This is a genomic window from Salipiger bermudensis HTCC2601 (assembly GCF_000153725.1).
Classification (GTDB): domain Bacteria; phylum Pseudomonadota; class Alphaproteobacteria; order Rhodobacterales; family Rhodobacteraceae; genus Salipiger; species Salipiger bermudensis.
In genome coordinates, this window is the sequence record NZ_DS022276.1 from 1,317,420 (window position 1) to 1,336,780 (window position 19,361).

Genomic DNA, 19,361 nt, shown 5'->3' on the forward strand with positions numbered 1-19,361 from the left:
GACTGCAGGGCGCTTGCAGCGCTGAAACCCCCTCCTTATATACCGTCCGAAGCCGCGAGGCCCCGGCCAAACGGCATCGCAATCAGCGGGGCTGGATGCCGTAATCGGGTCCGACGCCTCGTGTCATCGCCTTGAATTGGAAAGGGATCGAAGTATGGGTAAAGTTATCGGTATCGACCTCGGCACCACGAACTCCTGCGTCGCCATCATGGACGGCAGCCAGGCGCGCGTGATCGAAAACGCCGAAGGCACCCGCACCACCCCCTCCATCGTCGCATTTGCCGACGATGAACGCCTCGTCGGCCAGCCCGCAAAGCGCCAGGCCGTCACCAACCCCGAAGCCACCATCTTTGCCGTCAAGCGCCTGATCGGCCGTCGCACCACCGACGCCGAGGTGACCAAGGATCAGGGCATCGTGCCCTACAAGATCGTTGACGGCGGCAATGGCGACGCGTGGGTGGAAGCCAAGGGCGAAAAGTATTCGCCGTCGCAGATTTCCGCCTTCATCCTCGGCAAGATGAAGGAAACCGCCGAAAGCTATCTCGGCGAAGAGGTGACCCAGGCGGTCATCACCGTGCCGGCCTATTTCAACGACGCCCAGCGTCAGGCCACCAAGGACGCCGGCAAGATTGCCGGTCTCGAAGTCCTGCGCATCATCAACGAGCCGACCGCGGCCGCGCTGGCCTATGGTCTCGACAAGAAAGAGACCAAGACCATCGCCGTGTATGACCTCGGCGGCGGCACCTTCGACGTCACCATCCTCGAGATCGACGATGGCCTGTTCGAGGTGAAGTCGACCAACGGCGACACGTTCCTCGGCGGTGAAGACTTCGACATGCGGATCGTCAACTACCTGGCGGACGAGTTCAAGAAAGAGCACCAGGTCGACCTGACCAAGGACAAGATGGCCCTGCAGCGTCTCAAGGAAGCTGCTGAAAAGGCCAAGATCGAGCTCTCGAGCGCGACCCAAACCGAGATCAACCAGCCGTTCATCTCGATGGGCTCGGGCGGCCAGCCGCTGCACATGGTCATGAAGCTGACCCGCGCCAAGCTGGAAAGCCTCGTCGGCGACCTGATCAAGAACTCGATCAAGCCCTGCCAGGCGGCCCTCAAGGACGCTGGCCTGTCCAAGGACGAGATCGACGAGATCGTTCTGGTCGGCGGTCAGACCCGGATGCCGAAGGTCATCGAAGAGGTGACCAAGTTCTTCGGCAAGGAGCCGCACAAGGGCGTGAACCCGGACGAGGTTGTCGCCATGGGCGCCGCCATTCAGGCCGGTGTTCTGCAGGGGGACGTGAAGGACGTGGTCCTGCTCGACGTGACCCCGCTGTCGCTGGGCATCGAGACGCTGGGTGGCGTGTTCACCCGCCTGATCGACCGCAACACCACGATCCCGACCAAGAAGTCGCAGATCTTCTCCACCGCCGAGGACAACCAGTCGGCCGTGACGATCCGCGTCTTCCAGGGTGAGCGCGAGATGGCAGCAGACAACAAGCTGCTCGGCCAGTTCAATCTCGAGCAGATCCCGCCGGCACCGCGCGGCCTGCCGCAGATCGAGGTGACCTTCGACATCGACGCCAACGGCATCGTCTCCGTGTCCGCCAAGGACAAGGGCACGAACAAAGAGCAGAAGATCACCATCCAGGCCTCCGGTGGCCTTTCGGACGAGGACATCGAAAAGATGGTCCAGGAAGCCGAAGAGAACTCCGAGAAGGACAAGGAGCGTCGCGAGCTCGTCGAGGCCCGCAACCAGGCCGAGAGCCTCATCCACTCGACCGAGAAGTCGATGGAAGAGCACAGCGACAAGGTCGATCCGACGACCATCGAAGCGATCGAGCTGGCCGTTGCCGCGCTGAAGGAAGACCTCGAGAAGGACGACGTGAAGGCCGACAAGATCAAGGCCGGCATCCAGAACGTCACCGAGTCCGCCATGAAGCTGGGCGAGGCGATCTACAAGGCACAGGCCGACGCCGGTGATGGCGCGGAAGAGCCCCAGGCCGCCGACGACAGCAACTCGAACGCCGGTGACGACGATATCGTCGATGCCGATTTCGAGGACCTTGGCAACGACAAGCGCAGCTGAGGCCGCGCGTAGGAACAGAGCGGGGGCCGGTCCGGATGCCGGGCCGGCCCCTCTCCGTTCCGGGATACAGGAGGGCATGAATGTCCAAGCGTGACTATTACGACGTGCTCGGTGTCAGCAAAGGTGCCTCCGCGGACGAGATCAAGAAGGGCTATCGCAAGAAGGCCAAGGAACTCCACCCCGACCGGAACGCCGACAACCCCGATGCCGAGAACCTCTTCAAGGAGGCCAACGAGGCCTACGACGTCCTGAAGGACCCGGAGAAGAAGGCGGCCTATGACCGCTTCGGCCATGCGGCCTTCGAAGGTGGCATGGGCGGTGGCGGCGGTGGCCGTCCCGGCGGCGGCTTCCAGGGCCAGGGCGATTTCGCCAGCGCGTTCTCCGACGTGTTCGACGATCTCTTCGGCGACTTCATGGGCGGACGCCAGGGCGGCGGCGGGCGGCAGCGCGCCGCGCGCGGGGCCGACCTGCGCTACAACCTGCGCGTGACGCTCGAGGAGGCCTATAACGGCCTGCAGAAGACGATCAACGTGCCGAGTTCGGTGCAATGCGACGAGTGCAACGGCTCGGGTGCCGAAGGCGGTGCTGAACCGGTGACCTGTCCGACCTGTTCGGGCATGGGCAAGGTGCGGGCAACGCAGGGCTTCTTCACCGTTGAGCGCACCTGTCCGACCTGCTCGGGCCTTGGCCAGATCATCAAGAACCCCTGTTCCAAGTGCGGCGGTCAGGGCCGCGTGCAGCGCGAGCGGGCGCTTTCGGTCAACATTCCCGCCGGTGTCGAGACCGGCACCCGCATCCGGCTTGCCGGTGAGGGCGAGGCCGGGATGCGCGGCGGGCCTCCGGGCGATCTCTACATCTTCATCGACGTGCAGAAGCACGAGATCTTCGAGCGCGAAGGCAGCGAGCTGCATTGCCGCGTTCCGGTGTCGATGGCGACGGCGGCCCTGGGTGGCGACATCGAGGTTCCGACAATCGACGGCGGCCGCAGCCGGGTGAAGATTCCCTCCGGCAGCCAGTCGGGCCGGCAGATGCGCCTGCGTGGCAAGGGCATGCCCGCCCTGCGTGGCGGCTCGGCCGGGGACATGTTCATCGAGCTCGCGGTCGAGACCCCGGTGAACCTGACGTCGCGCCAGAAAGAGCTTCTGCGCGAATTCGAGGAGCTGAGCGAGGACAACAATCCGGAATCGCACAGCTTTTTCTCTTCGGTCCGCAACTTCTGGGACTCGATGAAGGGCTGATCGCCTGTCCGGTCCCGGTTGGGGCCGGCAAACGCTCCGGACGAGTCGAAGCGATCACGGACAGAGGTGCACTGCGCGTCACGTCCGACACCGAACGGAACATTCACGACAGGGCCCGGGTTCATTCCCCGGGCCCTTTCCTTATTGCGAGCCGAAACCGATGTTCGACTGGATCACAAACCTCATCGACAGCATGGGCGCGTTCGGCGTCGCGCTGCTGATGTTCCTTGAAAACGTCTTCCCTCCGATCCCCTCGGAGCTGATCATGCCGCTGGCCGGGTTCAACGCGGCACGCAACACCATGTCCCTGCCGCTGGTGATCCTCGCCGGCAGCGCCGGCTCGCTGGCCGGGGCCTATCTCTGGTACTGGATCGGGCGGCGGATCGGCTTCGAGCGGCTCTGCCACCTGTCGCAGCGCCATGGCCGGTGGCTTTCGGTGTCGCCCGACGAATTCGACCGCGCCAACGGCTGGTTCGACCGCCACGGCGGCAGCGCGGTGCTGTTCGGTCGCGTCATCCCCACCGTCCGCACCTTCATCTCGGTCCCGGCGGGCGTCAGGCGCATGTCTCGCGGCTGGTTCCTCGGCCTCAGCGCGCTCGGCACCGTGGCCTGGACATCGGTGCTCACGCTTGCTGGCTATTGGCTCGAAGGCGGCTACGAGGCGGTCAGCGCTTGGCTGAACCCCGTGTCGACCGTGGTGGTTCTGGCGCTGGTCGGCACCTACCTCTGGCGTGTGGCGACCTATGGCCGCCGGATGCGCCGCAAGGGCAGCGATTGAGCTCGTCTAAAACCCGACGCAGCCATTCCCGGCCTCACCCTTTAACCTTTCTGTAACCTAACGCCCGTCAGGCTGATGGCCATGGCAGAGAGATCGCATTTCGCCGATGGTCAGGCCTCGCTGTTCGGCGGGGACGAGGCTCCTGTACCGCGCGACGCGCCGGCACCGTCCTACCTGCGCGACCACCGGGCACGGCTTCGACAGAGGTTCCGCGAAGGTGGCGCCGATGCCCTGCCCGATTACGAGATGCTTGAACTGCTGCTGTTCCGGGCCATCCCCCGGCGCGATGTGAAGCCTCTGGCGCGCGCGCTGCTCGACACGTTCGGGGATTTCAACGCGGTTGTCTCGGCCCCGGAGCGACGATTGGCAGCCGTCGCGGGGGTCGGCGAATCGGTGATCACCGAACTGAAACTGGTGGAAGCGGCGGCGCACAGGCTCGCGCGATCGCGGGTGCTGCAACGCCCGGTGGTCAGCTCGTGGGACGCCTTGCTCAGCTATTGCCAGACCGCGATGGCTCATCGCGAAACGGAACAGTTCCGCATCCTGTTTCTCGACCGCAAGAACGTGCTGATCGCCGATGAGGCGCAGGCCCGTGGCACGGTGGATCACGTGCCGGTCTATCCGCGCGAGGTGGTGAAGCGCGCGCTCGAGCTCAACGCAAGCGCGCTGATCCTCGTCCACAACCACCCCTCTGGCGATCCCACCCCGAGCGGTGCCGATATCGAGATGACCGAGCAGATCCGCATCGCCGCCGAGGCACTCGGCATCACTCTACACGATCACCTCGTGATCGGTCGGTCCCGCGAATTGAGCTTCCGCGCCGAGGGGCTGCTCTGAGATCCCGAAGGAAAGCGCGCAACGGCTTGAGCAGAGCCTTGTCCGCCCCGGCCGGCCTCCTCGTTCAGCGCAGCCAGACCTCGACCCGCCGGTTCACCTGCCGTCCCCAGACCGTGTCGTCGCAGGCCATCGGCATCGCCTCGCCAAAGGCCTCAACCCCGAGCTCAAGCCGCCGCAAATCCGCCGCTTCGGCCGCGTTCAGCACTGCCGCGCGTACCGCCTCGGCCCGCTCATAAGCGATTTCGAGATTGGCCTCTGCCGGCCCTTGCGCGTCGGAGAAGCCGACGAAGACAAGCTCGCGCCCGTCATACTCTCCCGCCTCCAGCGCCCTCGCCAACTGCTGCACGTTTGAACGCGACTGCGCGTCGAGCCCTGTCTCGCCCGCCTCGAAGCGGAACGACGTGGTCAGCCGCCGCATCGGCGCCAGCGTCGCCACCAGACGCTGCAACCCGGTCAGCCCCTGATCGCCCTCGGCCACGATGATCGCGTTGGCGAGCCGGTCGCCCTGTTGGGCCAGCGCGATTTCCTCGGGCATCTGGTCCACGAACCCGGCGCGACGGATGACAATCTGCGCCGGTGCGCTGCGGGTATAGGCGAGGAAGTCCCGCGCCAGCGCCGGCAGGCGTCGCGCGGGAAGGTAAAGGAACATCGGCGCCGTGAGCGGGTAGTCCTCGGTCTTGATCGACGCGCGGTGTCCGCGCAATTCGAAACCGCAGCTGCCGGTGAGGCGCAGCGGCTTGGTATTTCCGATCTCGGAATAGCTCGCCATGCCGATGCCCAGAGGATCGCGGGCTACCGCCTCGGAGAGCTCGGCATTGCCGCGGTGACGTTTGATCTCGCCCCCGAGCACCAGCCCCGAGGGCCGCAGCAACCGGTCCTCGATGCCCTGCGACAGCCCCGAGGTCGCATTGCGCAAATGCAGAACCACCGGCGCATCGGGACCACCAAGGGCGCTCCAGCTCTCGGCCTGCCCCGACAGTACCTCGGCCAGCGCCGCCAGAGAAATCGCATCGACCGGGTTTGTCTGCGCCACCACCGGGATCATCGCATCAAGCGCCAGAACCCGGCTGCGATTGACTTCCGACAGGTCGCCGAGCCCGGCCTCTCGCGCCGCGCTGCGCTCCTCGGGGCGGATCTCGCGCAGCGCCATGACGATATCGGCCTCATCGTCGAGCAGGTCGTCGAACCCGCCATCGGTGCTCGTCAGGTGGAAATGGAACCGCCCGACCACGCGCCCCTCGGCCGGATCGCTGAGCGTGTAGCGGAAACGGCGGTCGCCAAGCAGTTCGCGCTCGGCGCTCAGGCCGTTGCGCAGGGCAAAGCCCTCGATCAGCGCGGGCATCAGCACCTCACCGATGGTGGCTGAGCCCGACACCCGCATCTCGGCGACGAAATCGGTGAGCGACGGGCAGCCCGGACCGTCGCAGAGCACGCCCGAGGCGTCGACGGTCAGTTCGCCATAGCGCGTTTCGATGCGGTAGAATTCCCCGTCGAAGCCGAGCAGCGTGCCGGTGAGCTCGATCCCGCCATCCCGGGAGCGCAGAGCGATGTCCTGTGCCCAGAGTGGTGCGCCGGCAATGAAAAGTGCGGCGAAGATCGCCGCACGAAGCAGTCCCATGAGGTGACCCCGATAGCCCGTCAGTTGCTGGCGATCTTCAGGTCTTCGATGAGGTTTTTCAACACCAGAAAGTCACCGACACTGTCGCAGTCCGGCATCTCGAGGCTGAGATCATGCACTTGCAGCCCGGCCTCGCCCCGCAGCTCGAGGGTCTGCGCCTCCACGGCGTTTCCGCAATTGGCATCCGTCAGTTCGGCCTCGACGCTGACGGCGACCGCGCCGGTCTTCCGGGCCGCGCCGGCGGGGAAGCTGTAGATCTCGGCCATGCGCGGGGTCAGTGTGTCGGGGTTCCCGAGGCGGGTCAGGAAGCCGCCCACCCCCTTGGCGGTGCGGCCCATGTCACCGGTGGCGGCGGCCCAGACATGACCCTCGGAGAAATAGTCGGCACCGAATTCGCGGGCGTGCAGCTGCAAGCCGCTGTCGCCGCGCCATTGCAGGGCAACGCGATCGTAGAACGGCAGCGCCGAGACCTCGGCGATGGCGGTGGCACCATCGTCATTGTCGAAGGCCGCGATGAACAGCGCCTTCTGCGCCAGCGCCGGCACGTCGATCGCCAGCTGCCCCTCGGGGCCGGTGAACTCGGTGAACATGAGGCCCTGATGGTGGATCGTGACCTGTTCGGAGGCGTAGCACGGCGCCCGCAGCGACAGCGCCACCATGGCGCCGGCGCGGGGCTCGGCGGTGAGCCGCACGGTACAGTCCGGCGCCGCGGCAAGACTGTCCGGTTGGGGCTCAGATTGCACCGCGACGACGGCGGGGGTCGCTTCCACATCCGTCTCGTCGGTGGCGGCGGCGGGTTCGAGCAGGTCAAGGCCATGGTCGAGATCGGGCGCGAGCGCCGCCTCGACCGGCAGCCGCGGCATCGCGGCGGACGAAGTATCGGTGATATCGCTGACGACGATTCCGGTTTCGGGCGCTCGGTCCGCGCTCCGGAGGTAGCCCCCGTTCTGCATCACGAAGCCGATCGCCAGCGCCGCGCCGACCGTCGCTGCCGCGAGGAGATATGTCTTGTTGAGCCGTGCCATTGCACCCTCCGCTCGTTTTCAACCCGTTCCCTTGGGGACGATCTATCGCGCTGAAAAGAGGCGCCGGTTGGGCGCAAGGAAGGAGTCAATTCGTCAGGTCCGACAGAGATTTGCCGGACCTGACAGAGATCTTGTGGTCAGGCCAGCCGGCCGTGGCAGTGCTTGAACTTCTTGCCCGAGCCGCAGGGGCATGCGTCGTTGCGCGACGGGTTGCCCCAGGTTGTCGGATCCGATTCGTCGAAGCCCTCGACCAGCGGTGCGTCGGGCGACTCGGGGGCACCGGGCTCACCGGGAGGCGGCGCCGCTGCGGCGGGCTCGTGACCGGCGGTGGCGGCCTCGGCCTGACGGCGAAGCTGGGCCTGCTGCTGGGCGAGCTGCTCCATCATCTTGCGCTGCTCGTCCTCGCTCATCGGGCGGACGCGGCTGAGCTGCTCGGTGACCTGCTCGCGCAGCGACTCGAGCATGGTCTCGAAGAGCTGGAACGCCTCGGTCTTGTACTCGTTGAGCGGATCGCGCTGCGCATAGCCGCGGAAGCCCACCACCGAGCGCAGGTGCTCGAGCGTCAGCAGGTGCTCGCGCCACTTCGTGTCGATGGTCTGAAGCAGCACCTGCTTCTCGATCTGGCGCATTGTCTCGGGTCCGAAGGCTTCGGCCTTCTCGGCCATGAATTTGTCGGACGCCTCTTCCATGCGCTCGCGGATGATGTCTGCGTCGACGCCCTCTTCCTCGCCCCATGCCATCACCGGCACGTCGATTCCGAGCTTCTCGAGCGCGGCGGCGTAGAGCCCCTGCGTGTCCCACTGGTCGGCATAGGTCTTGGGCGGGACATAGGTATCGACCAGCTCGTCGATGACCTCGTGGCGCATGTCCTCGGTAACCTCGGAGACGTCCTCGGCCTCCATGATCTCGAGACGCTGGGCAAAGATCACCTTGCGCTGGTCGTTCATCACGTCGTCGAACTTGAGCAGCTGCTTGCGGATGTCGAAGTTGCGGCCCTCGACCTTGGCCTGCGCGCGCTCGAGCGACTTGTTCACCCACGGGTGGATGATCGCCTCGCCTTCCTTCATGCCAAGCTTCGACAGCATCTTGTCGAGCCGCTCGGAGCCGAAGATGCGCATCAGGTCATCTTCGAGCGAAAGGTAGAAGGAGCTGCGGCCCGGGTCACCCTGACGGCCCGATCGGCCGCGCAGCTGGTTGTCGATGCGGCGGCTCTCGTGGCGCTCGGTGGCAAGCACGTAGAGACCGCCGGCCTGCTTCACGGCCTCTTCGTCGGCGGCGTGCGCCTCCTCGATCCGTTGCCGGATCTCCTCGGGATCGCCCTCGGGCTCCGCCTCGAGCGCTTCCATCACCTTGAAGTCGACGTTGCCACCGAGTTTGATGTCGGTGCCACGGCCGGCCATGTTGGTGGCGATGGTAATGGCGCCGAGCTTGCCGGCATCGGCAACGATCTGCGCTTCCTGCTCGTGCTGGCGCGCGTTCAGCACGTTGTGCGTCAGGCCGGCCTTGGTCAGCAGCTGCGACAGCATCTCGGATTTCTCGATCGAGGTGGTGCCGACGAGGACCGGCTGGCCCTTCTCGTGCGCCGCCTTGATCTCCTCGGCGATGGCCTCGTATTTCTCGACACCCGTGCGGTAGACCTTGTCGTCCTCGTCGATCCGGGCGATCGGGCGGTTGGTCGGAACCTCGACCACGCCGAGACCGTAGATCTCCATGAATTCCTCGGCCTCGGTCGCGGCGGTGCCGGTCATGCCCGAAAGCTTGTCGTAGAGGCGGAAGTAGTTCTGGAAGGTCACCTGGGCGAGGGTCACGTTCTCGGGCTGAATGCTGCAGCCCTCCTTCGCCTCGATGGCCTGGTGCAGCCCGTCGGACAGGCGCCGGCCAACCATCATGCGGCCGGTGAACTCATCGATCAGAACGACCTGCCCGTCGCGGACGATATAGTCCTTGTCGCGGGTATAGAGCTTGTGTGCCCGCAGACCCTGGTTGACGTGGTGCACCACGGTGGTGCTCTCCGGGTCGTAGAGCGTCTGCCCCTCGGGGAGCACGCCGCGCAGGTGAAGAATCTCTTCAAGCGCCTCGTTGCCCTCGTCGGTGAAGCTGACGTTGCGGGTTTTTTCGTCGATCGTGTAGGCGTCGTCCGAGAGCTGCGGGATCAGCCGGTCGACCGCCATATAGAGATCCGAGCGATCCTGGCTCGGCCCCGAGATGATCAGCGGCGTCCGCGCCTCGTCGATCAGGATGCTGTCGACCTCGTCGACCACGGCGAAATAGTGCCCGCGCTGCATCATCTGGTTCAGCTCGGACTTCATGTTGTCGCGCAGGTAGTCGAAGCCCAGCTCGTTGTTCGTGGCATAGGTGACGTCGGCGGCGTAGGCGCTCTTCTTCTCGTCCTCGGGCTGCTGCGGGTAGACCACGCCGGTGGTCAGGCCGAGCGCGCCGTAGACCTTGCTCATCCACTCGGCGTCACGGCGGGCGAGGTAGTCGTTCACGGTGACGATGTGCACGCCCTTGCCGGTCAGCGCATTGAGATAGGCCGGGAAGGTGGCGACCAGCGTCTTGCCCTCACCGGTCTTCATCTCCGAGATGTTGCCCTGGTGCAGGAAGATGCCGCCCATCAGCTGGGTGTCGAAGGCGCGCAGGCCAAGCGCCCGCTTGGCGCCCTCGCGGCAGTTGGCGAAAGCCTCCGGCAGCAGCGCGTCGAGCTTTTCGCCATCGGCGATGCGCTTCTTGAGCTCTTCGGTCTTGGCGATCAGGCCGGCATCATCGAGCGCCTCGAACTCGGGCTCCAGCGCGTTGATCTTTGCGACCAGCGGGCGTGTCGCCTTGATCTTGCGGTCGTTCGGCGTTCCAAACACCTTCCGCGCGATAGTTCCGATACCCAGCATACCTGCCCGTTCCTGTCTGACAAAGTCGTGTTCTCGTCGTGGCATCCGCTTGCCCGCCTCGAACACAGCCCATATGACACAGGGGAACGACCGGCCTTGCAGAGCCTTATGGGCATGTAAGGCTCGGCTCAGAAAGTGTCAACGTTGCCCTCGCGGGCAGCCCACGAAGGACCCGAAAGGACCTTATTCGATGCGCAAAACCCTCACCACGCTCTCCGCCGCCGCCCTGGCCGTCACCATGGCGATGCCGGCACAGGCTCAGGACCAGGCCGAGGAGATGGAGCTCGACACCGTCGTGGCGACCGTCAATGGCGAAGACATCACGCTTGGCCACATGCTGATGGTACGGACCACTCTTCCCGAGCAGTATCAACAGCTTGGCGACGATGTGCTCTGGGACGGCATCCTCGACCAGCTGGTCCGTCAGGCCGCCCTCGCACAGGACGAGAACGCCGTCGAGACCAAGCGCGTGACGCTGTCGATCGACAACGAGCGCCGCGCCCTGCTGGCCGGCGAAGTGGTCAAGGCGATCGCCGAGACCTCGGTCAGCGACGAGGCCGTTCAGGCCGCCTACGAGGCCGATTACACCGATGCCGAAACGGGCAAGGAGTTCAACGCGTCGCACATTCTCGTGGAAACCGAGGAAGACGCGCAGGCGCTGGTCGAGGAGCTGGAAGGCGGCGCCGATTTCGCAGAGCTGGCGCGCGAGAAATCGACCGGCCCCTCGGGCCCCAACGGTGGCGAGCTCGGCTGGTTTGCCGCCGGCATGATGGTCGAGCCGTTCCAGGAGGCGGTCGAGATGCTCGAGGTCGGCGCGGTCTCCGAGCCGGTGCAGACCCAGTTCGGCTGGCACGTGATCAAGCTCAACGAGACCCGCGCCAAGGAAGCCCCGGCGCTCGACGAGGTGCGCGGCGAGATCGAGATGTCGCTGCAGCAGCAGGCGGTCGAGAAATATATTGACGAAACTCTCGCATCGGCGGAAGTCACCCGCATGGACAAGTCCGAGGCCGACGTCTCGGCGCTTTCGAACATGCAGCTCCTGGAGGACTAATTGGCCAAGATCACGTCCGTTTCGCCCCTCGCCCCCGCCGCATTCCCGGAGCTTCCGGTGATCGACGGGGTCCGCTTCGCTTCGGTCGCCGCGGGGGTCCGATATGCCGGGCGAACCGACGTGATGCTGACCCTGCTCGATCCCGGCACCACCGTTGCCGGGGTCTTCACCCGCTCCGCGACCCGTTCCGCCAACGTGCTCGACTGCCAGTCGAAAATCGGCGGCGAGAGCGACGCGGGCGCGGCGATCATCGTCAACTCGGGCAATTCCAACGCCTTCACAGGCAAGGCCGGCGACGGCTCGGTGGCGGCGATCTGCGCCGCCGTTGCCAAGGCCACCGGCCTGCCTGAGACGCGCGTCTTCACCAGCTCCACCGGTGTGATCGGCGAGCGCCTGCCGCATGACCGCATCATCGCCAAGGTCGACGACCTGGTGGCGGCGCTCGCGCCCGGCAAGGGCGACGAGGCGGCCCGCGCCATCATGACCACCGACACCTTCCCCAAGGGCGCCTGCGCCACCGTGGCGCTGCCCGGCGGCGAGGTGAAGATCGCCGGTTTCGCCAAGGGCTCGGGGATGATCGCCCCCGACATGGCGACGATGCTGGTCTACATCTTCACCGACGCCAAGGTGTCGCGCGCCGACCTGCAGACGATGGTCTCCGAGATCAACGACCGCAGCTTCAACTGCATCACCGTCGACAGCGACACCTCGACCTCGGACACGCTGCTGATGGGGGCCACCGGCGCCTCCGGCGTCGAGGTCACCCTGGCCGACAGCGATTTCGCTCAGGCCCTTGAGGGCGTGTTCCTCGATCTCGCCCACCAGGTGGTCAAGGATGGCGAGGGCGCGACCAAGTTCGTCACCGTCAACGTCACCGGCGCGAAAACCGACGCCGACGCCCGCACCCACGCGCTGGCCATCGCCAACTCGCCGCTCGTCAAGACCGCCGTCGCCGGCGAGGATCCGAACTGGGGCCGCATCGTCATGGCTGTGGGCAAGTCCGGCGCCGCAGCCGACCGCGACAGGCTGACCATCCGCTTCGGCGACGTGCTTGTGGCCGAGAATGGCTGGGTCGCCCCTTCCTACAAGGAAGAGGACGGCGCTGCGCTGATGAAGCAGCCCGAAATCACCATCTCGGTCGATATCGGCCTCGGCGCCGGCAAGGCGACGGTCTGGACCTGTGACCTGACCCACGGCTACATCTCGATCAACGCCGATTACCGGTCCTGACCCCACCCCTTCTCTGGTTCTGAAATACCTCGGGGAGCGCGAGGGGCAGCGCCCCTCGCCGGCCTGACCCCGAGGCCGGGAGACCCCTCATGTCGAAGATCATCCTCGTCTCCGCCGTCGCGCTCATCGACACCGACGGCCGCATCCTTCTGGCGCAGCGCCCGGAGGGCAAGTCCATGGCCGGGCTCTGGGAGTTCCCTGGTGGCAAGGTCGAGCCCGGCGAGAGCCCCGAGGTCGCGCTCATCCGCGAGTTGCAGGAAGAACTCGGCATCGACACCTGGGAAAGCTGCCTTGCGCCTCTGACCTTCGCCTCGCATGCCTATGAGAGCTTCCACCTGCTGATGCCGCTCTTTGCCTGCCGAAAATGGGAGGGCACGCCGCAGTCGAAGGAAGGGCAGGCGCTGAAGTGGGTCCACGCCCGCGACCTGCGCGATTACCCGATGCCGCCCGCCGACATCCCGCTGATCCCGATCCTGCGCGACTGGCTCTGACGCGAGGCATGTCCAGAACTTTCTGCGCTGCGGCGAAAGAAAATCGCCGAAAATGACCTGGATGCTAGGTAATTAGGCGTAGTTGACAAAATTTGTTCTGGTTCCGTTAACGATTCGCCGGTATTCATAAATCTGTAATATCCGTATCGAGGAACACTGAAATGCTGCGTACCATCATCCTTGGCAGCTGCGTCTCGGTTCAGGGCATTCTCGAGAAGAGTCTCCCTGACGGTCGCATTGCCGTTCGTGTCGGAAATCAGGTCTTTACCGGGAACCCGGTGGCTGCCTGAACCGAACGACAAGTTCTGATTTCTCGTGAAAAGCCCGGAGCACCTGCTCCGGGCTTTTCCATTTTCCGTGGGCCGCCATGGGGCAATTCAACGAACGCGGGAACCCCAGTTTCACGAAAATGAAAACACCCGGAGGTTTCCCTCCGGGTGTTCCTGTTTCGACGATCCGGCAAGGATCAGAGCGAGCGCTCGATCTCCTCGCGCTCGAAGATCTCGATGACGTCCTGCGGGCGGACATCGTCGTAGTTCTCGAAAGCCATGCCGCACTCCTGGCCCGACTGGACCTCGGAGACCTCGTCCTTGAAGCGCTTCAGCGTCTTCAGCGTGCCTTCGTGGATCACCACGTTGTCGCGCAGCAGGCGGACGCCTGCGGAACGGCGGGCAACACCCTCGGTGACGAGACAGCCGGCGACCTTGCCGACGTTGGAGACCTTGAAGACCTCCTTGATCTCGGCATAGCCGATGAAGTTCTCGCGGATCTCGTTCGACAGCAGGCCGGAAGCCGCCGCCTTCACGTCGTCCACGAGGTCGTAGATCACCGAGTAGTAGCGGATCTCCACGCCCTTCTGGTTGGCGCTGTTGCGGGCCGGTGCGTTGGCACGGACGTTGAAGCCGATGACCGGGCAGCCCGACGCTTCGGCAAGGCCGATATCGGTCTCGGTGATGGCACCCACACCGTAGTGGATGACCCGCACGCGGACCTCGTCGTTGCCGACCTTCTCCAGCGCCTGGACGATGGCCTCGGCAGAGCCCTGCACGTCGGCCTTCACCACGATGGGCAGCTCGGAGACGTTCTCGTCGTCCTTGGCCTTCATCATCAGCTGCTCGAGGGTCGTCGCGGCACCGGCGGCGGCGCGCTTCTCCTTGGCGGCGTGTTCGCGGTATTCGGCGATCTCGCGGGCCTGCGCCTCGGTAGAGGTCACGTTGAGAACGTCACCGGCTTCGGGCGTGCCGTTGAGGCCAAGCACCTCGACGGGCACCGACGGGCCGGCTTCCTTCACGCGCTCACCCTTGTCGTTGATCAGCGCACGGACCTTGCCGTACTGCTCGCCCACGACGAAGATGTCGCCCTGCTTCAGGGTGCCGTTCTGCACCAGAACCGTCGCGACCGGGCCACGGCCCACGTCGAGCTGGGCTTCGATCACGGCACCTTCGGCGGCGCGGTTTGGGTTGGCGTTCAGTTCGAGAACCTCGGCTTGCAGCGCGATGGCTTCGAGCAGTTCGTCCAGACCCTGCCCGGTATGGGCCGAGACCTCGACATCCTGCACGTCACCGGACATCTGCTCCACGATCACCTCGTGTTGCAGCAGGTCGGTGCGCACCTTGGTCGGGTTCGCCTCGGGCTTGTCGACCTTGTTGATCGCGACGATCATCGGAACACCGGCGGCCTTGGCGTGGCTGATGGCTTCGACGGTCTGCGGCATCACCGCGTCGTCAGCCGCCACCACCAGCACCACGATGTCGGTCACCTGAGCACCACGCGAGCGCATCGAGGTGAACGCCGCGTGGCCGGGCGTGTCGAGGAAGGTCAGAACGTCGCCACCCTTGGTCGTCACCTGGTAGGCGCCGATGTGCTGGGTGATGCCGCCGGCTTCGCCGGAGGTGACGTTGGCTTCGCGGATCTTGTCGAGCAGCGAGGTCTTGCCGTGGTCGACGTGGCCCATGATCGTGATGACCGGCGGACGCGGCAGGAGGTCTTCCGGCTTGTCGTCCACGGTCTTGATCACGTCCTCGACGTCGGCATCGGACACGCGGGTCACGCGGTGGCCGAATTCCTCGATGATCAGTTCCGCGGTGTCGGCATCGATCGACTGGTTCTGGGTCGCCATGATGCCACTCTGCATCAGCGCCTTGACCACATCCGCGACACGCTCGGCCATACGGTTGGCCAGTTCCGCAACGGTGATCGCCTCGGGAAGCTGAACGTCGCGCACGATCTTCTCGCGCTGCTGGCTGCCACCCATCGCCTTCTGACGCGCACGCTCCTGCTTGCGCTTCATAGCGGCCATGGATTTCTGCCGGCCGCCCTCGCCGCCAAGCGCCTGGTTCAGGGTCAGCTTGCCGGACCGGCGGTTGCCGCCATCGCCACCGCGACCACGACCACCGCGGCCGCGCTCTTCGCGCTCGCGGTCGGCCTTGCGCTGCTGCGTCTGGCCTGCGGGGCCACCTGCCGGAGCACCTGCGGCCGGCTTGGCGCCGCCACGGGCCTGCTGACCGGCTGCCGCCGGATCGGCGGCCGGGGCCGCCGCTGCGGCTTCGGCCTTCTTGGCAGCTTCGGCAGCTTCGCGGGCCTTGCGCGCCTCTTCCTCGGCTTTCGCCTTGGCACGCTCTTCGGCCTCGCGCTGCTCGCGCTCTTTCTGTTCCTTCTCGGCGCGCATGCGCTCACGCTCTTCGGCGCGAGCCTTCTCCAGCGCCTCGCGCTGCGCCTGCTCCTCGGCCTCGCGGGCCTTGGCGGCCTGCAGCGCCTTCAGGCGACGTTCCATCTCCGCGTCGGAGATCCCGGCCGGGCGCTTGCCACCCGACCCGCCCGGCACGCCGCCGGAGCCCTTGGCACCACCGGCGCCGGGCTTGGGCACGACCACGCGCTTGCGCTTGGTCTCCACCACGACGTTCTTGGTCCGCCCGTGGCTGAAGCTCTGCTTCACGGATCCCGAACGGGGACCCCCGCCACGAACACCCAAAGTCTTCTTGCCGTCGTTATCGCTCATTCAGCTCTTATCCTTTCCGGCGGCCCCTGCCGCCCCCGGCAGCCCCTGCTGCCGTCGCCGCGTCGGCCCTTCCGACGCGCAGCCCCTTCAGTCGTTGGGCTTCCTCTACAACACGTTTCGTGAGTCCACCAGCGCCAAGCGCGGCGTGTATCACCTTTTCCCTTCCGAAGGCCAGCCCCAGCTCGTCCGCCGTAAGCCAGCCGATATACGATCCCCATTGCGGGGTAGACAGCTTGGTCTTGCCTCGAGCCGATCCATCCTCGGCCTGAAGCAGCACGTCGGCCTCCTCCTTGCCAAGCCAGTCCTTGACCTTCTCGTAGCCCGAAACCGCGCCCCCCGACTTGCGGGCGAGGCTCAGCAGTTCGACCACCCGACGGGCGAGCATCTGCTCGACCAGATTGGGCAAATCGTCGGGCACCGTCACCGGCGCCCGCGCGGCGCGGGCAAAAAGCCCTTTGCCTGCAGCTTTTTCGAGTGCCGCCTTGTCCGACGCCACCCAGATGCCGCGCCCGGGCAGCTTGCCTGCGAGATCGGGCACGACCTGATTGTCCGGCCCGATCACGAAGCGGATCAGTCCGCTGGCGGGCTGCGTCTCGCCGGTGGCGATGCAGCGCCGCTCCGGGCCATCGGCCCGGTCCTTATCCCGGCCGCCCCGACTCATCGGATCAGACCTCTTCCTCGGTCTCGGACTCGTCGCCTTCGCCCTCGACCTCTTCTTCGGCCTCGGCCACCAGCTCTTCGGGATCGACCCAGCCAAGCAGGACGCGCGCGGTCATGATGAGGTTCTGTGCCTCGGCGAGATCGACATCAAACTTCTCGAGCAGACCGTCATCCTTGACGCGCTCGCCATTCACCGTGGTCCAGCCTCCGGCCAGTTCCCAGTCGGCGCAGGTGGCGAAGTCTTCCAGCGTCTTCACGCCGTCTTCCGCCAGTGCCTCTACCATTTGGGGTGTCAGGCCGTCGAATTCAATAAGGCTGTCCTCGGCACCCAGTTCGCGGGCATGCGCAAGCGCCTTGCGCGCCTGCTCCTCGAGGAATTCGCGGGCGCGGGTCTGCAGCTCCTGCGCGGTGTCGTCGTCGACACCGTCGATCACCAGCAGCTCGTCGAGCTCGACATAAGCGACCTCCTCGAGGTTGGTGAAGCCTTCGGCAACCAGCAGCTGGGCGAAGAACTCATCGAGATCAAGCGTGTCCATGAACAGCTTGGTGCGCTCTTCGAATTCCTTCTGACGGCGCGCCGACTCTTCTTCCTCGGTCATGATATCGATGTCGAGACCGGTCAGCTGCGAGGCCAGACGCACGTTCTGACCGCGGCGGCCGATGGCCAGCGACAGCTGCTCGTCGGGCACCACGACCTCGATGCGCTCGGCATCTTCGTCAAGCACCACCTTCGACACTTCGGCCGGCTGCAGCGCGTTGACGAGGAAGGTCGGCATGTCCTCGTTCCACGGGATGATGTCGATCTTCTCGCCCTGAAGCTCGTTGACCACGGCCTGAACGCGGCTGCCGCGCATACCGACGCATGCGCCGACCGGATCGATGGAGCCATCATAGGAGATCACGCCGATCTTGGCGCGCGAGCCCGGGTCACGGGCCACGGCCTTGATCTCGATGATGCCGTCGTAGATTTCCGGCACTTCCATCTTGAACAGCTCGGCCATGAATTCCGGCGCGGTGCGGCTGAGGAAGATCTGCGGGCCGCGGGCCTCGCGGCGCACGTCCTTGATGTAGCAGCGGATGCGGTCACCGGGGCGATAGGCCTCGCGACCGATCTTCTCGTTGCGGCGCAGGATGCCCTCGCCACGGCCGATGTCGACGATGACGTTGCCGTATTCCTCGCGCTTGACGGTGCCGTTGATGATGGTGCCGTTGCGGTCCTTGAACTCGTCGTACTGGCGATCACGCTCGGCTTCGCGGACCTTCTGCAGGATCACCTGCTTGGCCGACTGCGCCGCGATCCGGCCCATGTCCACGGGGGGCACTTCCTCGACATACTGGTCGCCCACCTGAGGGTCGGCCATGTACTGCTTGGCCTGCTTGACGGTCATCTCCGCCTGGTAGTTCTCGAGCTCTTCGTCCTCGACGACGGTGCGCACGCGGGTGAAGGTGGCGCGACCGGTCTTGCGGTCGATCTTCACGCGGATGTCCATCTCGGAGCCGTAGCGCGACTTGGCGGCGCGCGCGAGGCTCTCTTCCATCGCCTCGATCACGAGGGCGGGGTCGATCATCTTCTCGCGGGCGACGGCCTCGGCCGTTTGCAGAAGCTCAAGCTGGTTGGCAGAGGTGATTGCCATTTTCTTCTTACTCCTCCTGAGCGGCCGCGTCGTCGGCCTGGATTTCGTCGAATTGGTCTTCGTCCACTTCCTGCGCCTTGCGGGCACGCAGCATGTCGCGGATCAGGTCGTCGGTGAGGATCAGCTTGGCGTCGCTGAGCCAGTCGAACTGCAGGCCGATGGTCTGCTCTTCGCCGCCCTCGCCCTCGATGTTGAACAGAACTTCGCTGCCCTCGATCCCGGCGAGAACGCCGCGCCAGCGCTTGCGGCCGTCGATCATCTCCTGGGTCTCGATCTTGGCCTCGTAGCCCTCGTAGGTGTCGAAGTCCTTGAGCCGGGTCAGCGGCCGGTCGATGCCGGGGCTCGAAACCTCAAGCGCGTAGGCGTCGATGATCGGGTCCTCGACGTCAAGCACCGCCGACACGGCGGTCGAGATATCGGCGCACTCGTCGACCTCGATGCCGCCCTCGGGACGTTCGGCCATGATCTGCAGCGTGGCGGTCTTGCCGCTCATCAGGCGCAGGCGCACGAGTTCGAACCCGAGGTCTTCGATGACCGGGGTGACGATCTCGGCGAGGCGCCGGTCGATGGCGGATTTGGCGATCAGGTCGGTCATGAGTCCGGGTCCGGTTGAGCACAAAAAAACGGGCGCGCGGCCCGTCGATCTTTCCCGGTGGAACCTCGGGAGAGACCCGACGTGCCGCTGTTGAAAGGGCATATACGCTCCACGATTCGATTCCGCAAGAGGCAGCGGCGTTCGGTGCGGAAACAACCCCGCATGCCCGGCCCCTGCGGCAGCACCGTCCACCGCCGCGAGACGCCCTGCCCCGACGGCCCGCCCGGTGCGTCCCGGC

15 protein-coding genes are annotated in these 19,361 nt (G+C 65.6%); 8 read left to right on the forward strand and 7 right to left on the reverse strand.

Annotated features, from left to right (window positions below; translation table 11 throughout):
* The first annotated feature begins 154 nt into the window (after window positions 1–154).
* From dnaK to radC, 4 genes are all read left to right on the forward strand, one after another.
* The gene (gene dnaK / locus R2601_RS06325) at window positions 155–2,083 is read left to right on the forward strand and encodes a molecular chaperone DnaK (RefSeq protein ID WP_007795295.1); all 1,929 of its coding nucleotides are present in this window, start codon (window positions 155–157) and stop codon (window positions 2,081–2,083) included.
* A gap of 80 nt (window positions 2,084–2,163) precedes the next feature.
* On the forward strand, window positions 2,164–3,321 hold the full coding sequence (gene dnaJ, locus R2601_RS06330; RefSeq protein ID WP_007795298.1) for a molecular chaperone DnaJ: 1,158 nt from the start codon (window positions 2,164–2,166) through the stop codon (window positions 3,319–3,321).
* Between the two features lie 160 nt (window positions 3,322–3,481).
* On the forward strand, window positions 3,482–4,099 hold the full coding sequence (locus tag R2601_RS06335) for a DedA family protein (RefSeq protein ID WP_007795301.1): 618 nt from the start codon (window positions 3,482–3,484) through the stop codon (window positions 4,097–4,099).
* Between the two features lie 81 nt (window positions 4,100–4,180).
* A complete protein-coding gene (gene radC / locus R2601_RS06340; RefSeq protein WP_040544414.1) occupies window positions 4,181–4,936 on the forward strand; it encodes a RadC family protein in 756 nt (251 codons plus the stop codon).
* A gap of 64 nt (window positions 4,937–5,000) precedes the next feature.
* On the opposite strand, the gene R2601_RS06345 is transcribed toward radC, so the two are convergent.
* The 3 genes from R2601_RS06345 to secA form a co-directional block, all read right to left on the reverse strand.
* Window positions 5,001–6,554: a substrate-binding domain-containing protein gene (locus tag R2601_RS06345; protein ID WP_007795307.1), complete on the reverse strand. Its 1,554-nt coding sequence runs from the start codon at window positions 6,552–6,554 to the stop codon at window positions 5,001–5,003.
* Window positions 6,555–6,574: 20 nt separating this feature from the next.
* Complete coding sequence (locus tag R2601_RS06350) at window positions 6,575–7,579, reverse strand: hypothetical protein (protein ID WP_007795309.1); 1,005 nt, start codon at window positions 7,577–7,579, stop codon at window positions 6,575–6,577.
* A 137-nt stretch (window positions 7,580–7,716) separates the two neighbouring features.
* Window positions 7,717–10,464 carry a preprotein translocase subunit SecA gene (gene secA / locus R2601_RS06355; RefSeq protein WP_007795312.1) on the reverse strand — a complete coding sequence of 916 codons (2,748 nt, stop codon included), beginning with the start codon at window positions 10,462–10,464 and terminating at the stop codon, window positions 7,717–7,719.
* A gap of 190 nt (window positions 10,465–10,654) precedes the next feature.
* Here secA and R2601_RS06360 point away from each other — a divergent pair, with 190 nt between their 5' ends.
* From R2601_RS06360 to R2601_RS27540, 4 genes are all read left to right on the forward strand, one after another.
* A complete protein-coding gene (locus R2601_RS06360; RefSeq protein ID WP_007795315.1) occupies window positions 10,655–11,515 on the forward strand; it encodes a peptidylprolyl isomerase in 861 nt (286 codons plus the stop codon).
* Window positions 11,516–12,745, forward strand: a complete 1,230-nt coding sequence (gene argJ / locus R2601_RS06365; RefSeq protein ID WP_007795317.1) for a bifunctional glutamate N-acetyltransferase/amino-acid acetyltransferase ArgJ — start codon at window positions 11,516–11,518, stop codon at window positions 12,743–12,745.
* A gap of 89 nt (window positions 12,746–12,834) precedes the next feature.
* A complete protein-coding gene (gene mutT / locus R2601_RS06370; protein WP_007795320.1) occupies window positions 12,835–13,236 on the forward strand; it encodes an 8-oxo-dGTP diphosphatase MutT in 402 nt (133 codons plus the stop codon).
* Between the two features lie 161 nt (window positions 13,237–13,397).
* Window positions 13,398–13,526, forward strand: a complete 129-nt coding sequence (locus R2601_RS27540) for a hypothetical protein (RefSeq protein WP_007795323.1) — start codon at window positions 13,398–13,400, stop codon at window positions 13,524–13,526.
* A 176-nt stretch (window positions 13,527–13,702) separates the two neighbouring features.
* Here the strand turns inward: R2601_RS27540 and infB are convergent, their stop codons facing one another.
* The 4 genes from infB to rimP are packed head-to-tail and all read right to left on the reverse strand — an operon-like array spanning window position 13,703 to window position 19,123.
* Window positions 13,703–16,234 carry a translation initiation factor IF-2 gene (gene infB / locus R2601_RS06380; protein WP_040544417.1) on the reverse strand — a complete coding sequence of 844 codons (2,532 nt, stop codon included), beginning with the start codon at window positions 16,232–16,234 and terminating at the stop codon, window positions 13,703–13,705.
* 7 nt (window positions 16,235–16,241) lie between these two features.
* Window positions 16,242–16,895 (reverse strand): RNA-binding protein, encoded by a 654-nt coding sequence (locus R2601_RS06385; RefSeq protein ID WP_007795328.1) that lies wholly within the window; start codon window positions 16,893–16,895, stop codon window positions 16,242–16,244.
* Window positions 16,896–16,899: 4 nt separating this feature from the next.
* The gene (gene nusA / locus R2601_RS06390; protein ID WP_007795331.1) at window positions 16,900–18,528 is read right to left on the reverse strand and encodes a transcription termination factor NusA; all 1,629 of its coding nucleotides are present in this window, start codon (window positions 18,526–18,528) and stop codon (window positions 16,900–16,902) included.
* A 7-nt stretch (window positions 18,529–18,535) separates the two neighbouring features.
* A complete protein-coding gene (gene rimP, locus R2601_RS06395; protein WP_007795333.1) occupies window positions 18,536–19,123 on the reverse strand; it encodes a ribosome maturation factor RimP in 588 nt (195 codons plus the stop codon).
* Window positions 19,124–19,361 lie beyond the last annotated feature (238 nt).

What these genes read in the sequence shown, in the direction of transcription:
- dnaK (WP_007795295.1), top strand. Translation starts at nt 155, where the DNA reads ATGGGTAAAGTTATCGGTATCGACCTCGGCACCACGAACTCCTGCGTC.
- dnaJ (WP_007795298.1), top strand. Translation starts at nt 2,164, where the DNA reads ATGTCCAAGCGTGACTATTACGACGTGCTCGGTGTCAGCAAAGGTGCC.
- R2601_RS06335 (WP_007795301.1), top strand. Translation starts at nt 3,482, where the DNA reads ATGTTCGACTGGATCACAAACCTCATCGACAGCATGGGCGCGTTCGGC.
- radC (WP_040544414.1), top strand. Translation starts at nt 4,181, where the DNA reads ATGGCAGAGAGATCGCATTTCGCCGATGGTCAGGCCTCGCTGTTCGGC.
- R2601_RS06345 (WP_007795307.1), bottom strand. Translation starts at nt 6,554, where the DNA reads ATGGGACTGCTTCGTGCGGCGATCTTCGCCGCACTTTTCATTGCCGGC.
- R2601_RS06350 (WP_007795309.1), bottom strand. Translation starts at nt 7,579, where the DNA reads ATGGCACGGCTCAACAAGACATATCTCCTCGCGGCAGCGACGGTCGGC.
- secA (WP_007795312.1), bottom strand. Translation starts at nt 10,464, where the DNA reads ATGCTGGGTATCGGAACTATCGCGCGGAAGGTGTTTGGAACGCCGAAC.
- R2601_RS06360 (WP_007795315.1), top strand. Translation starts at nt 10,655, where the DNA reads ATGCGCAAAACCCTCACCACGCTCTCCGCCGCCGCCCTGGCCGTCACC.
- mutT (WP_007795320.1), top strand. Translation starts at nt 12,835, where the DNA reads ATGTCGAAGATCATCCTCGTCTCCGCCGTCGCGCTCATCGACACCGAC.
- R2601_RS27540 (WP_007795323.1), top strand. Translation starts at nt 13,398, where the DNA reads ATGCTGCGTACCATCATCCTTGGCAGCTGCGTCTCGGTTCAGGGCATT.
- infB (WP_040544417.1), bottom strand. Translation starts at nt 16,234, where the DNA reads ATGAGCGATAACGACGGCAAGAAGACTTTGGGTGTTCGTGGCGGGGGT.
- R2601_RS06385 (WP_007795328.1), bottom strand. Translation starts at nt 16,895, where the DNA reads ATGAGTCGGGGCGGCCGGGATAAGGACCGGGCCGATGGCCCGGAGCGG.
- nusA (WP_007795331.1), bottom strand. Translation starts at nt 18,528, where the DNA reads ATGGCAATCACCTCTGCCAACCAGCTTGAGCTTCTGCAAACGGCCGAG.
- rimP (WP_007795333.1), bottom strand. Translation starts at nt 19,123, where the DNA reads ATGACCGACCTGATCGCCAAATCCGCCATCGACCGGCGCCTCGCCGAG.